The 15,285-nt window shown below is 38.3% G+C and carries 12 protein-coding genes and 3 pseudogenes; 8 read left to right on the forward strand and 7 right to left on the reverse strand.

Annotated features, from left to right (window positions below; genetic code table 11):
- Nucleotides 1-6: 6 nt before the first annotated feature.
- The 4 genes and pseudogenes from P4S71_RS13920 to smpB all read right to left on the reverse strand — a co-directional run bounded on the left by P4S71_RS13920 (nucleotide 7) and on the right by smpB (nucleotide 5,518).
- Nucleotides 7-1,185 carry an IS4 family transposase gene (locus P4S71_RS13920; RefSeq protein WP_050484169.1) on the reverse strand — a complete coding sequence of 393 codons (1,179 nt, stop codon included), beginning with the start codon at nucleotides 1,183-1,185 and terminating at the stop codon, nucleotides 7-9.
- 107 nt (nucleotides 1,186-1,292) lie between these two features.
- The gene (locus P4S71_RS13925) at nucleotides 1,293-2,471 is read right to left on the reverse strand and encodes an IS4 family transposase (RefSeq protein WP_337150857.1); all 1,179 of its coding nucleotides are present in this window, start codon (nucleotides 2,469-2,471) and stop codon (nucleotides 1,293-1,295) included.
- An 81-nt stretch (nucleotides 2,472-2,552) separates the two neighbouring features.
- Nucleotides 2,553-4,496, reverse strand: a pseudogene (locus P4S71_RS13930) (TonB-dependent receptor plug domain-containing protein); the annotation flags it as partial.
- Between the two features lie 542 nt (nucleotides 4,497-5,038).
- Nucleotides 5,039-5,518, reverse strand: coding sequence for an SsrA-binding protein SmpB (gene smpB, locus P4S71_RS13935; protein WP_004335699.1), 480 nt, complete (start codon nucleotides 5,516-5,518; stop codon nucleotides 5,039-5,041).
- 146 nt (nucleotides 5,519-5,664) lie between these two features.
- Here smpB and P4S71_RS13940 point away from each other — a divergent pair, with 146 nt between their 5' ends.
- Entirely contained in the window at nucleotides 5,665-6,105 is a 441-nt protein-coding gene (locus P4S71_RS13940) for a type II toxin-antitoxin system RatA family toxin (protein ID WP_007378640.1), read from the forward strand.
- A complete protein-coding gene (locus P4S71_RS13945; protein WP_007378641.1) occupies nucleotides 6,102-6,425 on the forward strand; it encodes an RnfH family protein in 324 nt (107 codons plus the stop codon). The genes P4S71_RS13940 and P4S71_RS13945 overlap by 4 nt, the downstream gene beginning before the upstream one ends.
- A 59-nt stretch (nucleotides 6,426-6,484) precedes the next feature.
- On the opposite strand, the gene P4S71_RS13950 is transcribed toward P4S71_RS13945, so the two are convergent.
- Nucleotides 6,485-6,844, reverse strand: a complete 360-nt coding sequence (locus tag P4S71_RS13950; RefSeq protein WP_008135869.1) for an outer membrane protein assembly factor BamE — start codon at nucleotides 6,842-6,844, stop codon at nucleotides 6,485-6,487.
- Between the two features lie 106 nt (nucleotides 6,845-6,950).
- On the opposite strand from P4S71_RS13950, the gene P4S71_RS13955 reads away from it, so the two are divergent.
- On the forward strand, nucleotides 6,951-7,289 hold the full coding sequence (locus P4S71_RS13955) for a GIY-YIG nuclease family protein (protein ID WP_193371851.1): 339 nt from the start codon (nucleotides 6,951-6,953) through the stop codon (nucleotides 7,287-7,289).
- A gap of 111 nt (nucleotides 7,290-7,400) precedes the next feature.
- Here P4S71_RS13955 and P4S71_RS13960 read toward each other — a convergent pair whose 3' ends face one another.
- Both P4S71_RS13960 and ilvC read right to left on the reverse strand, forming a co-directional pair.
- Nucleotides 7,401-9,320: a methyl-accepting chemotaxis protein gene (locus tag P4S71_RS13960; protein ID WP_033023841.1), complete on the reverse strand. Its 1,920-nt coding sequence runs from the start codon at nucleotides 9,318-9,320 to the stop codon at nucleotides 7,401-7,403.
- A gap of 179 nt (nucleotides 9,321-9,499) precedes the next feature.
- Nucleotides 9,500-10,971, reverse strand: a pseudogene (gene ilvC, locus P4S71_RS13965) (ketol-acid reductoisomerase).
- 138 nt (nucleotides 10,972-11,109) lie between these two features.
- Between ilvC and ilvY the strand changes: the two are divergent.
- The 5 genes and pseudogenes from ilvY (at nucleotide 11,110) to P4S71_RS13990 (ending at nucleotide 15,278) form a co-directional block, all read left to right on the forward strand.
- Nucleotides 11,110-12,015 carry an HTH-type transcriptional activator IlvY gene (ilvY, locus tag P4S71_RS13970; protein ID WP_007378646.1) on the forward strand — a complete coding sequence of 302 codons (906 nt, stop codon included), beginning with the start codon at nucleotides 11,110-11,112 and terminating at the stop codon, nucleotides 12,013-12,015.
- A 180-nt stretch (nucleotides 12,016-12,195) separates the two neighbouring features.
- A pseudogene (locus tag P4S71_RS13975) lies at nucleotides 12,196-13,181 on the forward strand (GGDEF domain-containing protein).
- 133 nt (nucleotides 13,182-13,314) lie between these two features.
- Nucleotides 13,315-14,190: a MipA/OmpV family protein gene (locus P4S71_RS13980; protein ID WP_033028586.1), complete on the forward strand. Its 876-nt coding sequence runs from the start codon at nucleotides 13,315-13,317 to the stop codon at nucleotides 14,188-14,190.
- Between the two features lies 1 nt (nucleotide 14,191).
- Complete coding sequence (locus tag P4S71_RS13985; RefSeq protein WP_337150858.1) at nucleotides 14,192-14,608, forward strand: DUF3019 domain-containing protein; 417 nt, start codon at nucleotides 14,192-14,194, stop codon at nucleotides 14,606-14,608.
- Nucleotides 14,586-15,278, forward strand: a complete 693-nt coding sequence (locus P4S71_RS13990) for a response regulator (RefSeq protein WP_007378650.1) — start codon at nucleotides 14,586-14,588, stop codon at nucleotides 15,276-15,278. Before P4S71_RS13985 ends, P4S71_RS13990 begins: the two co-directional genes overlap by 23 nt.
- Nucleotides 15,279-15,285 lie beyond the last annotated feature (7 nt).

Consider the following 15,285-nt stretch of genomic DNA (forward strand, 5'->3'; position numbering starts at 1 on the left):
CCCACTTTATCCAGCGGCCTCTTTTTGATAATTAGAAATAAAGTTTTTTAAACTTTTTTCTATATAGCTTTGTGTAATACGTCTCTTACATAGCTTTATGACTTGCTTGGCTAAGGTTAAAAATGAAAGAACTCGGCGATTCTTAACACTATTTGCTTGAAATTTTATATGCCACTTTCTTTTTTCTGCTTCACACCCTATAAACCATAACGCAGTGCTCGCTATTGTGGCTATCAAGCATAATATTCCTATTCTATTTATGCCGGTGCTTTTACTAAAACGCCACGAAAAACCATATCTCAAACTTTTGTCATCGCGGAAATTTTGCTCTATTTGCATTCTTTTACTATATAAACCAACTACTCGCTTACTCGTCATTGTATTGTCTGATGTCGCGAGTAACCATGGCTCTTTCGCTAAGTTTTGATACATTTTTGTATCTTTCGTAAATCTGCTTTTTCCTTTTCTTCCTTTATTTTTTCCATGATATACGTGTAAAAATGCATCGCATGCTGTCGGGCTGGACTGAGTTAGTCTTGCTTGACCTAACGCCTTTGGTATATCGCTGGCACCAGCCCTAAGTTGTTTTAATGTATGCCATTGTGATTGCATGGCTAGTTTACACTTCATTGAGCCTCTTAATCGACCTATCATATGCCAACCAAGTTCGCGTACTTTACTATACCAAGGCGTAAGAAAGCCGCCGTCTGTTACAATATAGACACTAGGATGTCGTCCAAGCACTTCATAAAGTTCATCTAAAAACAGGCTGTTGGTTGCTGGGCTATCAAAATTCTTCTGCTCAACAATCATGTTATAAATCACGATAGAGCGCCCATCCACAAGTAAGCTTGCTCGCAGTAAGTGATAGTCGTGACCACAGGCACCGCTCCAGTCAACGGCAATTGCAAGCATTGGTAAAGAGTCGATAATAGGATGAGCTAATGCTTTATAGATAGCGACCCTTTCATTGTAGAGGTGAGTATTTTTTAAGAAGCGATCAACGCGTTTTATTTTATGTTTTACATCCACAGCGCCAGACAAATTTCTGCCGATTTCAGTTAAGGTAAGTTTATTGCCCGAAATTAATGCATTACTGCAGCTTAGTAATGTTTTTACTCTGGCATTATTGAATGGCGCTAATGCATGTTTAAAGTACTTATGGCAAACTGATGTGTCAGGCATAGCAGTTGTGACTTATGTGGGTTGTGGTGATTTACATAAGATCATAAATTGCTGTGCCTGTCACGTTTTGGGGATTCGTCAGCCCGTTGGGCTGAGGGATCCCCACTTTATCCAGCGGCCTCTTTTTGATAATTAGAAATAAAGTTTTTTAAACTTTTTTCTATATAGCTTTGTGTAATACGTCTCTTACATAGCTTTATGACTTGCTTGGCTAAGGTTAAAAATGAAAGAACTCGGCGATTCTTAACACTATTTGCTTGAAATTTTATATGCCACTTTCTTTTTTCTGCTTCACACCCTATAAACCATAACGCAGTGCTCGCTATTGTGGCTATCAAGCATAATATTCCTATTCTATTTATGCCGGTGCTTTTACTAAAACGCCACGAAAAACCATATCTCAAACTTTTGTCATCGCGGAAATTTTGCTCTATTTGCATTCTTTTACTATATAAACCAACTACTCGCTTACTCGTCATTGTATTGTCTGATGTCGCGAGTAACCATGGCTCTTTCGCTAAGTTTTGATACATTTTTGTATCTTTCGTAAATCTGCTTTTTCCTTTTCTTCCTTTATTTTTTCCATGATATACGTGTAAAAATGCATCGCATGCTGTCGGGCTGGACTGAGTTAGTCTTGCTTGACCTAACGCCTTTGGTATATCGCTGGCACCAGCCCTAAGTTGTTTTAATGTATGCCATTGTGATTGCATGGCTAGTTTACACTTCATTGAGCCTCTTAATCGACCTATCATATGCCAACCAAGTTCGCGTACTTTACTATACCAAGGCGTAAGAAAGCCGCCGTCTGTTACAATATAGACACTAGGATGTCGTCCAAGCACTTCATAAAGTTCATCTAAAAACAGGCTGTTGGTTGCTGGGCTATCAAAATTCTTCTGCTCAACAATCATGTTATAAATCACGATAGAGCGCCCATCCACAAGTAAGCTTGCTCGCAGTAAGTGATAGTCGTGACCACAGGCACCGCTCCAGTCAACGGCAATTGCAAGCATTGGTAAAGAGTCGATAATAGGATGAGCTAATGCTTTATAGATAGCGACCCTTTCATTGTAGAGGTGAGTATTTTTTAAGAAGCGATCAACGCGTTTTATTTTATGTTTTACATCCACAGCGCCAGACAAATTTCTGCCGATTTCAGTTAAGGTAAGTTTATTGCCCGAAATTAATGTATTACTGCAGCTTAGTAATGTTTTTACTCTGGCATTATTGAATGGCGCTAATGCATGTTTAAAGTACTTATGGCAAACTGATGTGTCAGGCATAGCAGTTGTGACTTATGTGGGTTGTGGTGATTTACATAAGATCATAAATTGCTGTGCCTGTCACGTTTTGGGGATTCGTCAGCCCGTTGGGGCCAAACGAACACACACGGTACTACTTTGACTGCCACATTCTGCAGCGTAAATAGGGCCAAACTCTTCTTCATCTATTTTGTTATCTTGGGTAATACTCCATACATCAACACTTAAGCCAAACTCGGCTGTTGGTGCCCATATAACGCCCACGTTCCATGATTCTGACTCTTCTGCTTGTAAATCAGGGTTACCAGAGAACTCAATATTGTAATCCAGCGCTTGGCAATCTAACCCAGTTTGTTCACAGCGCTGCGTATCAACAAAAAATTGACTCTTTTGTGACGGACCTAAGCCTATTTGCGCTAATGAAGGCGCTCTAAAGCCTTGCGCCCATGAACCTCGAACGGTTACTTCATCAGTCGGTGCCCAGCGCAGAGCTACTTTTGGATTCGTTGTAGTACCAAAGTCGCTGTAATCAGCGTAACGACCAGCTAATTGCAATTCAAGGTTTTCAGCAAGCGGGATTGAGAATTCAACGTATGCAGCGTATTGAACACGATCTGCTGAAGCGGATACTGATTCAGTACCAAATATCAAACCGCGTTGAAATTGATCATCAGGAATATCATTTACATCTTCTTCACGGTATTCAATACCCGCGGCCATCATTACTGCTTCGCCACCAAAACTAAATGCTTCACCAGTTATATTGGCATCAAAAGACGTCATATGAGATTCACCGCGACGTACTAAGCTGGTTGTTATTGTGTCAACTACCGCAGGATCGTTATATGTGCCACCAAATGGATTATAGTTACCGGCATCAATTTCTTGCTGTAAAAAATCGGTGCGTACCCAGCCTTGTGTGCGATCGCCAGTTTGCAGTGATTTACTGCGACCTTTTTGTACTGCTGTTTCCCAGCTCCAATCGTTTATTTCGCCTTTTAACCCAGCAACAAAGCATAAGGTATCTGACTCAATATCCCATTGGCGAGCACCAGCATCAACTGTACGGTAACGACCAATTTGAATGTCTTCACCAAATGGATTGTTAGGGTGACTAGCAGGCACTGTCAGGCCAGCATCTTCATCAAGTGGTGCTCCTGCAGCGACAGAACTATTATGCTGAACAGCCATTTCTAAAAAGCCTGTAATACCGTTATCAAAGCGGTATTCAAATTGTGAAATAGCGCCTATACGTTCAGAGGCTGGAGAAATATAGCCATATGGGCCGTAATCAAATAAACAGCTACCACTTGAAGTTGCATTTTCAGCAGGACAATCAGGATCGATAGTTTTAACACCATCTACATAAAAGTAGCCAGGAAAACCACGAGATGAACGGAAATCCTCACCACCATAAGGCGATTGGTTTGCAGTGCCTAGGCGGCCCATTTCATCAGAAGAAAGGGATGTATTTTTAAAGTAATCGATAATAACGGATGCACTACTTTTTTCGCTCGTAGTACCCCAAACAAGGCTGGCTGTTGTCTCTTCATAATTTGGACCATCTGTACCGCCATAGCCTAAATTAATCTCAACGCCGTCAATATCTTTCTTTAAAATAACGTTAACTACACCGGCTACTGCATCTGAGCCATAAATAGCTGAAGCGCCATCTTTTAGTATATCGATGCGCTCAATAGCAGAAACGGGAATACTGTTAATATCTACAAATGAGTTGGTGATACCTTCAGCAAAAGCACTAATTGATACACGACGACCATTGATTAGTACCAGTGTTGCATCAGCACCTAAGCCTCGTAAGCTTACTGCAGCTGAGCCGTTAGCGGTTGAATCTTGATTATTTCCGCGGGTTGAAAAAGTACCGCTACCTGCCACAGGCATTCTTTCTAGAAGCTGTTGTAAGTTATCGTAACCCATGTTTTCGATTTCAGCTCTACCGATTGATTGCACAGGAGAAGGCCCTTCAATATCAGTTCGCTTAATACGAGAACCAGTAACTTGAATTCGCTCTACTTTTTTAGCTTTTGATTATGAATTTTAAAGAGTTTTTGTATATTAATTTTTATATATTTTTGCTTGAGGCCAAACTGGGCGTAAATAGGAGCTGTATTTGATATTTCTTGTCTTGTTAAATTAGGCTGAAAAAGTAAGTAATGAAGATAAAACTAATTTGTAATAATTTATTTCTTGGGAAATTAGGGCTTGCTTATCTTTTTAGGTTGAATTTTCATCAAAGGTTTGGTTTTTAGCTAAGGTAGAGCTTATGCTGCTCGGCTTTTTGAGTCTACGAGGTTATAAACTTTGCGCCGTGACAATACTAACCGGCATAAATATTTGAACAATTTAACGAATTAAATAACTCTATGGCGTTGTTAAAATTTTTTATTTAGAACAACTAAATATAAAAATTCTTGCCTAGATTTATCAAAGCGAATTTACGTGACGCTCGCAACTTTATTGCTATTAAGCTCAACAGAGTTAACATTTTAAATAGCTGCTTGAGATCTGTTTACTACGGGGAGGTTATCCATATCAAATAAAATGCCTAACAAGGTTAGGCATTTTTATTATACTTTGTGCTTCATTAAGCGTTCTTTTTCGCGAGACCAATCTTTGTTTTTCCCGTCGTCTCGTTTGTCATGTAGCTTTTTACCTTTTGCTAGATGAAATTCAAGTTTTACCCAACATTTCTTCCAGTACATAGCAGTAGCAATTAATGAATAACCATCTCTCTCTGTTGCTCCGAGTAGACGGTCAAGTTCGCGTCTGCTTAATAGTAATTTACGATAACGTAACGGATCGCAAATTACGTGGGTTGATGCACTATTAAGTGGCTGGATTTGCGCGCCAAGTAAAAATGCTTCGCCATTTTTAAGGTGAATATAAGTTTCGGTGATGTTTACTTTTCCAGCTCGGATACTTTTAACTTCCCAGCCTTGGAGTTCGACACCCGCTTCAAACTTATCGTGTAAAAAATACTCATGTCGCGCTTTTTTGTTTAGCGCGATGGTATTACTTGTCGATTTTGATGAATTTTTCTTAGCCATAGTGCCCTATAATATACGTAATGTGAGATGTTTTACATCGATTTTTTAATAATGCTTTTAAAAATTAAGCTTTTATTTAAGCTGTATGAAAATTTGGGGAAACGCACAAAGCTTGCTAAAATTCGCCCACACAGTTGGGAGTGAGTATGCCACAAATAGAAAAAAGTGCGCTGGTTATGTACAGCACTAAAGAGATGTTTGATCTAGTTAATGATGTAGAAGCTTATTCACAGTTTTTACCAAATTGCTCAGACTCAAAAATTGTTTCACAGCATGATAATAACATGACCGCGAGTTTAGAAATATCTAAGGCGGGTATAAAAAAGTGGTTTACCACCGAAAACACCTTTGTTGATGAACAAACCGTGTTACTGCGCCTAGTGGATGGGCCATTTAAAATGCTGCAGGGTCGTTGGCACTTTCAAGCACTTGATGCTAAAGCATGTAAAGTTTATTTAGAGCTAGAGTTTGAATTTTCAAGCAAATTAATCGAACTTGCTTTTGGTAAAATATTTAACGATGTTGCCAAAAACATGGTGAGTGCATTTACTCAACGTGCCAAGCAGGTTTATGGAGCGCGAGTATGATTAATGTTGAGGTGGTATTTGCATTACCAACCATGGCGACGTGTTTATCACTTGAAGTACCAGAGGGGACGACAGCAGAGCAAGCTGTTATCCAATCTGGCATTATAGAAAAATGTCCAGAAATAGAGGCTACTTCATTAACTCTAGGCGTTTGGAATCGAACGGTAAAATTAAATCAAGAACTTAAAAATGGTGATAGAGTTGAAATTTATCGCCCATTAATTGCAGATCCTAAAGATGCCCGTAGAAAACGCGCTGAAAAAGCAAAGGAAGAAGGGCGAGCAAACAAAGTAACAGGTGGGCGTCCATTAGAACGTTAACGTAGAAATAAAAAAGGTGAGCACGGCTCACCTTTTTTATTAACGCACAACTCGCTTTTTTATTGCTCTAGCGGTGTGTTGAAATTTTCTGGCTGATCATAATCGCCCGAAATAGATACTAGTTTTTCGTTTTCAAATTTAATAACTAAAGATTTGTGTTGCTCGTTTTTACGGCCTTTATTGAAGCTATAAACGTAACGCCATGTATTGTTATCAAAAGCATCCTCGGCAATTGGACGGCCTAAAACGTAAATAACTTGCTCTCGAGTCATACTAACACGAAGCTTTTCAACATCAGATTGCTCTAAAAAATTACCTTGAGGGATGTTGATTCTGTATACCCAGCTAGAACAACCCGCTGTTGTACTGAGTGTTAGTGCAACGATAAGCCAAAGGGAAAAAGTTTTTAACGACTGCATTGTTAGTTGTGATCCTTATTTTTTATAATCTGCATGATACCGATTAGTCACTGAAGGTAAAACCCTTTTAGCAATTGTTTTTTGTTAAGGGCGTTAAGGTAATATTTTGACCATTAATAATGAAAAAAGTTTACATCATATTGAATCTTGTAATGTAAAAAGGGATTCTATTTGGTATTTGTACATCGTGCAGACTCGCTTTGGGCATTGGTACACGGGTATTACAACAAATGTAGAAAAACGCTTTGCTACACATCAAGTGGGTAAAGGGGCCAAAAACCTCAGAGGGAAAGGCCCTTTACTGCTTATCCACCAACAAAAAGTGGGCAGTAAAAGTGATGCGAGTAAGTTGGAGCATCAGATTAAAAAACTGACAAAAGTTAGAAAAGAGGCATATGTTCTCAATTTTAAAAAAGTGGATATTAACAAGACTAAATCGCTGTAAATATAAACTTTAATTAATTTTATTCATCGTAATTAAAACTTCACCTCTACGAACAAGCTAGCATTAACTGCAGTTAATGCTAGCTTGTTCGTAATAGCAGTGCCAAACCACTTAACGATGCTTTTCAAATGTATCGACAAGCTCATCAAGAGTTTGAGCGCTATTTGCTAAATCACGAATGGCTTGCTCTGTATTAATTTGCTCGCTCATTGCTTTATCACTAATTTCACTTATTTGCTCAATATTACGTCCTACATCGGCAACTACATTGCTTTGCTGCTCTGTTGCTGTGGCTATAAGTGTGGCCATATCGTTTATTTGGTTTGCAGTTTCGGTTATCGTATTGAGTAACTCTACTGAGTTTTGCATTGCCCCTACGCTTTGCTGCGCTTTATCTTTTGATTGGCTAATATCGTTAACTACATCATCAGAAATCTGTGTTAGCTCTTCTATCATTGACTGAATTTCATTTGTTGACTGAGAAGTACGGTTTGCTAGTGCGCGCACTTCGTCGGCAACAACAGCAAACCCGCGACCATGCTCTCCAGCACGAGCCGATTCAATAGCTGCGTTCAATGCTAATAAATTAGTTTGTTCAGAAATGCTTCTGATTGCATCAATAATGTTAGCAATATCAATTGTTTTTTTAGACAACAGGGTAACTTGCTCTGTAATGCCATCTATATCACTCGCAAGAGCAGAAATAGTTGTCTGACTTTGAACAACTTGCTGATGGCTTTGTATAGTTTTTTCACGGCTGCTATCAGTGAGTTTTGCTGTGTTTGCCGCACTTTGTGCTATTTCCTGTACCGTTGCACCCATTTGGTTTATTGCAGCAGCAACCGAGATCGTTTGTTCTTTTTGACTATCGATTGCGAGTGAATTGCGTTTAGCTTGTTCAAAAACATGATCTGAACTTTTTCTTATGTCATGGCTTTCATTCGCGACTTGCTGAATAGCAATTTCTATTTTTTCGATAAACTGATTAAAACCAGCACTTAAGTTATTAAGCTCTGGTTGGCTTGATTCAGGTAATCTATAAGCAAGATTAGCATCACCAGAACCCAAGCGTGAAAATAGTTCTGCCATTTTAGATAAAGGTGATGAGAGCGATCGAGCAAGTAAGTAACTAATTAGGCTAGCAACTAATGCAATGATTAATGTAAAAGTAAAAATTTGCCATTGCAGGGTATTTACGCTTGCGAATACTTCACTTTTTGGCACTTGGGCTACAACATATAAATCGGTGTTTTTGATTGGTGTTGCCGCCACGAGGGTTGGCTCACCATTTAAGTTTATTTCTTTTAATACAAAGCCATAACTGCTTAATAGCTGGTTATGTATGTCAGCTGTAAATAATTCATCAATATTAACTTTTGCTACTTTACTTGAATCTTTATGCAGCTGAATTAAACCACTTTTATCTGCAATAAATACAAAACCAGTTTGTTCAATTTTAAATTGCTGCAATAGCTTTTGCATCTCAGTAATACTTTTAGCAAGGCCAGCTAAGCCTGTTCCATTAGGCTGTTGATGATTTATAAACATTTTTACATCATTTGCAGACTCTTGGTAAATACTTATTGAGTATGGTTTTTTCGATTGTTTAAATGCAAAAAACCAGCCATCAGCAGTATCATTTTTTAATACGCGCAAAAAGCCATTTTGGTTCCAATATTGAGCTGTGTCTCTATTTGCCCAAGACGCGGTTGCTAAATTGTACTGCGTGACTAAACGGTTTAATTCTTTAAGTAAGACAGCATCATTTTTAGTATTAGTTTGCGACCATTGTAAAATGAATTCATTTGACGATAATTGTTCAGCAGCACCAATGAGTGCGTTTATTTCACCACCAATATGGTTACTGATAGTTTGCAGCTTACTTGGAAGTTCAGACTCAATCATACGTTGTTCAATAATATCTTCTGAACTGTATAACGAGGTTAGGCCTATTAGTGCGGCAACAAAGATAGCAATACTACTGCCAAGGGCTGTTATTTTTTGAGTAATAGAAAGGTTTTGTAACATCATAATAATTTATTTTACAACTTAATTAGAAAGCCATGTTAGCACATTATTTATTATGGGCTAATTATTAGCTCAAGCTGAACAAATGAAAGTAAGCAGTGTTGTGAATATGCATAAAAAAGCCCACGTGCGAAAAGCATATGGGCTTGGTTTCTAACAAGCGAAACTTTTATTGTCTAGAATTAAACAATTTTCTTCATTGCAGACATGTAGCCACGTAGTTTAGCACCTACTTTTTCAACAGGGTGTTCACGCAATGCAGCATTGATTTGAATTAATGTTTGGTTATCAACTTGGTTACTGTGCTCGCCAAGGCCTTTACCAATAATGTCTGTATCAACGTTTTTCATAAAATCAGCAAGTAATGGTAAACATGCATGGTTATATAAATAACAGCCGTATTCTGCAGTATCAGAGATAGTACGGTTCATTTCAAAAGCTTTTTACGCGCAATAGTATTGGCGATTAATGGCGTTTCGTGTAATGACTCGTAGTAAGCCGACTCTTCAATAATACCGGCGGCAGTCATGGTTTCAAATGCAAGTTCAACACCTGCTTTAACCATTGCTACCATTAAAATACCGTTATCAAAAAATTCTTGTTCAGAAATCTCTACGTCGCCAGCTGGAGTTTTTTCAAAGTTAGTTTCAGCTGTTTCTGCGCGCCATTTAAGTAAGTTTACGTCATCGTTATTCCAGTCTTCCATCATGGTGCGTGAAAAAGTGCCGTCGATGATGTCATCTTGATGCTTATTATAAAGCGGGCGCATAATTAGTTTTAGCTCTTCGCTTAGTTCAAACGCTTTTACTTTTGCAGGATTTGAAAGGCGGTCAAGCATGTTTGTAACGCCGCCGTACTTAAGTGCTTCGGTAATTACTTCCCAGCCGTATTGAATTAGCTTTGATGCATAACCCGCATCAACGCCTTTTTCTACCATTTTATCAAAACATAAAATAGAGCCAGTTTGTAGCATGCCACATAAAATGGTTTGCTCGCCCATTAGGTCTGACTTAACTTCAGCAATAAATGATGATTTAAGTACACCAGCACGGTGTCCGCCAGTCCCTGCTGCATACGCTTTAGCTTGTGCTAAACCATGACCTTGAGGGTCATTTTCTGGGTGAACAGCAATTAGAGTTGGCACACCAAAACCACGTTTGTATTCTTCACGAACTTCAGAACCAGGACACTTAGGCGCAACCATGATTACGGTAATGTCTTCACGCACTTGCATGCCTTCTTCAACAATATTAAAGCCATGAGAGTAAGCAAGTGTAGAGTCTTTTTTCATAAGCGGCATAATCGCACTTACTACAGCGGTATGTTGTTTATCTGGCGTTAAGTTAAGTACTACATCGGCTGTAGGAATTAATTCTTCGTAAGTGCCTACCGCAAAGCCATTTTCAGATGCATTAAGGAAAGATTGACGGCGCTCAGAAATGGCTGATGCACGTAATGTGTATGAAACATCTAAACCAGAGTCACGTAAGTTTAAGCCTTGGTTTAAACCTTGTGCGCCACAGCCTACAATAACGAGTTTTTTACCTTTAAGTGCATCAACGCCATCGGCAAATTCGGCTGCGTCCATAAATTCACATTGCGCTAATTGCGCTAATTGCTCGCGTAAAGGTAAGGTATTGAAATAATTCGCCATTGTTAGTGTCCTATAAAGTAATATTTGTTAGATGCGCAATGTTTACTGCGCTTACAAACACCATATGTAAAATAGTTACTTGCGTAAAATGATATATTTGAATTAAAGTGTTTCATAATATGAAATACTGAGTTTGGCATGGATCATAAACATTTAAACTACTTTTTAGCACTGGCTAAAACACTTCATTTTGGCCGCGCAAGCGAACTTTGCCATATAAGTGCGCCTACTTTGAGCCGCAATATAAAACACTTGGAAGAAGAGGTTGGTGTTGCATTATTTATACGCGATAACCGCAGTGTTAAATTAACACGTGAAGGAGAGTCGTTTATTGATTACGCTACGGCAACGTTAGCCAGTTGGCAACGTTTTAAAGCGAATGTGAAAGATCCACAACAGCATATTTATGGCAATGTTAGTATTTATTGCTCAGTGACAGCTTCTTATAGTTTTTTACATCAAATATTAGAGCAATTACGTGCACAGCATCAGCATATCGAAATAACTTTAAATACCGGTGATCCAGCTTTAGCTATTAATAGGGTACTCGATGGTCACGAGTCGATGGCAATTGCAGCCAAGCCAAATAAGCTTCCTACACAAATAGCATTTGTAAAAATAGGCTATTCACCACTTGTTTTAATTGCACCTAGAATTCATTGTCAGATCACTGAAAAGTTAATAAAGAGCGGTGATAATATTGATTGGTCTGAACTTGAATTTATTGTTCCGGAGCAAGGTTTTTCAAGGCAACGACTTGAGCAGTGGTGGCGTAAAAATAATGTTCATGGAAAGATTTATGCGCAAGTCGCTGGACATGAAGCTATGGTGTCAATGGTGAGTCTGGGTTTAGGTGTCGCAATGGTCCCTAAAATAGTGCTAGATAACAGTCCACTGCAGGATAAGGTACAAGTATTGGATACAAAGAGGGCTACTCCAGAAGGTTTTGAGATTGGTCTAGCTGTCCTTCGTAAAGAGTTAAATGATCCTGCTATTAGCGCTTTATGGAGTATTGCACAAACTTTAGACGCAAGTGCTATTTAAAGGAGCAAATATTCATTTAGTTCATAAAATAGTATGAATATTAGTTGCTTATAGGTTTACTATTAATTAACATCAAAAACCTAACAATAAAAATAATGACGCTTGAGAGTTTATTTTACTATGGATCGTGCCGTATCACTTGCTCATTCTGCTCAATGCCTAAAAAAGGCGATTCCTATGATGGTAAAGTACCGCATGCCGGTTACGCCAATCAATTACGCTATTTGGTATTGTTATATACAAGGTAATAAACCCTCTTTAAATGCAGAGCTTGATCATGTCATTGCTCAGCAACAAACATGCACTCAAGATAGAGCGAAGGCAATATTTGATAAGCATTTAAATAAAGACGATTTAGCGTTATTTCAAGACGTATCCGAAAAATTTTATAGCACAATCGATCAAGTGCAACAAGATTTAGGCATTGCGCTTGAGCATTCAAAAAGTTTTACTACAACCTTGGTTGACTCCCAGAATGAGTTAAATTTGATTACAGATATTAGCTCGTATAATCAAGTGCTTGGGTGCGTTGAACGTTTAACCGATGAATCGATTGCAATGCAAAATCATGCACGTGAGTTTCAAACTAAACTTGCATTTGCTTATAATGAAATAAAAGACTTAAAAGAAGCACTCAATGTTTCAAAAAAGTTGCTGATACAGACCCTCTTACTGGTTTTTATAACCGAGGTAAGTTTGATTTAGATATTACGGATTTTTGTAAAAAGTATTCTGAGCAAAATCAACACACATCACTTGCGGTTCTCATTATGTTTGATATTGATCATTTTAAGCGTTTTAATGATGACTTTGGCCATCAAAAAGGTGACGAAGTATTAAAGTTAGTAGCAAAAAAAGTGAAAGAAAAAATTAAAGAGACTGCAAAAGTTTATCGTTATGGCGGTGAAGAATTTTGTATTACAGCTTATTTTGACACTATCAACGATATGATGGCATTTGCAGATTGTATTCGTTTGGATATTGCAAAATTGGCTGTTCGTAAAAAAGGTGATACTAATACTAAACGTGCTATTTCTGCGAGTTTTGGTTTGGCTATTCTACGACCATTTACTAATGGCACTGTGTTAGTTGAACGCGCTAATAGAGCGCTTTACATAGCAAAAACTCATGGTCGTAATCGAATAGAGATAGCGCCAGATGTTTAGCTGTTCAAATAATGAACATAAGTTAATTAATATGTATAAAAATTGTGAATGATTGTAACTAGCTAGAGCTAGTTTAAAACGACCTTGCTACTATGGGGCACTTAATAATTTTCACACACTTTGACTTATACTGATGCGGTTTAACTTTTCAATATTAACAGCTTTTTTGCTGATCACTTTAGTTGCATGCTTTGCTGCCAATGGACAGCAAGCTAAAAATGTAACACAAGAGTTTGAAGAGCAACATATAGCTATAGAGCAGTGGCATTTTAGTCTAAGCGCTGGTGCTGGAGTTGTTACAAACCCATTACGAGGTGGGGACAACATTCCCCTTGTGTTGATTCCGCAGGTGGCTTTTTATGGCCAGCACTGGTTTTTCGATAATGGAAGGCTTGGTTATTCTTTTATACAAAGTCAAAAACATAATTTAAACCTTGTTAGTGAATTAAATGCAGAGTCTCGTTTTTTTATTGATTGGCATCCTACTAATATTTTTACTCTGCAAACGAGTGCGTTAAACAGTCAGTTAGTGCAGCAACAAAGTACTTCATCTCCCAAAAATATCAATATAAATGACATAGAAAAACGCCATATTGCCCTCGATGCGGGCATTGCATATCACTATGTAGATGATGCTAACGTATTTTCTATTCAAGCACTTCATGATGTTACCAGTGTTTATAACGGATTGCGTGGTGCATTGCAGTGGCAATATCATGCTGAAGTTGGAAAGTTAAAAATAAAACCGACGCTGGGAATAAATTATAAATCGGCTGAACTAAATGACTATTTCTATGGACTAAAAGCCGACGAAACTCAATTAGGTAAAATTGATGTTGGCAGTAGTTGGCAGCCTTATGCTAAAATCGACGCCCGTTGGCCGCTGAGTAAGGTTAACTCACTTCGTTTTCATTTAGCATATTACAATTATTCGGCTATGGATGGTAGTCCGCTCTTTGAACATGCTTATTCAATGACTGCCTTTATAGGATTAGATCATACTTTTTAATATGAAGTATTTAATGTTTATTGTGCTTATAGCATCGCTATTTAGTGGTTCTTGCAGAGCACAAACCGCTAATTTTAGCGTCTCTCCCAAAGTCTGTGTGATTTCTGAGCAACAAGCATTTTGTGATCTTGATTTACAATTTAATTGGCAGCAAGAAGCATTGAGTGATGTTTGTTTATATCAACAATATGAAAAAATTTATTGTTGGAAACAGCAACGTTCAGGGCAATTCAATTATAAAGCGCGGGTTCAGGTAGAGACCATATACTCCCTAATCAATCCTCACACGGGTGTACTATTAGCAAAAATACAGGTTGAAGTACAGAGCGCGCACGCAAAGAAAAATAGGCGCAGACTTCGCTCTCCGTGGAGCTTTTTTAAATTAGGAGCAACTAATGCCAAAAATTTTACTTGTTGAAGATGATCTCGGCTTACAGCAATTAACAAAAGATTATCTTGAACATAACGGCTTAGAAGTCGCAGTGTTAGATCGTGGCGATGCAGTCTTTGACTACTTAGAAGCTAATCCAGTCGATCTAATTATTTTAGATGTAATGCTACCAGGAAAAGATGGTTTTAGCGTTTGCCGTCAAGTTCGCGATAAATATACTCTGCCTATTCTTATGCTAACAGCCAAAGGTGAAGATTTTGATCAGGTACTTGGTTTAGAGCTTGGTGCTGATGACTACGTTATAAAGCCTGCCGAACCGCGTGTATTACTCGCTAGAATAAATGCGCTGTTACGCCGTGGTCAACCTATCGTGAAAGCAAGTGAAGAGTTACAGTTTGGTGATCTAAGCATAGATAAAACAAGCCGTATCGTAAAATTAAATAATAATGAAATAACGCTTACTTCTCATGAATTTGAACTACTTTGGTTACTGGCCTCTAATGCGGGTGAAGTGCTTAGTCGTGAACATGTCCATCAACATATGATAGGACGTCAGTACGACGGCCTTGATCGAACTGTTGACGTTAGGGTATCACGCATTCGTAAAAAACTAGGTGACAATAGCGATAAGCCTTATCGTATCAAAACAGTGTGGGGACAAGGTTATTTATTTGTTTCTGATGCATGGGAATTATAATTAATGT

It is taken from the genome of Pseudoalteromonas sp. B62 (genome assembly GCF_037162565.1).
GTDB classification, from domain to species: Bacteria; Pseudomonadota; Gammaproteobacteria; order Enterobacterales; family Alteromonadaceae; genus Pseudoalteromonas; species Pseudoalteromonas fuliginea.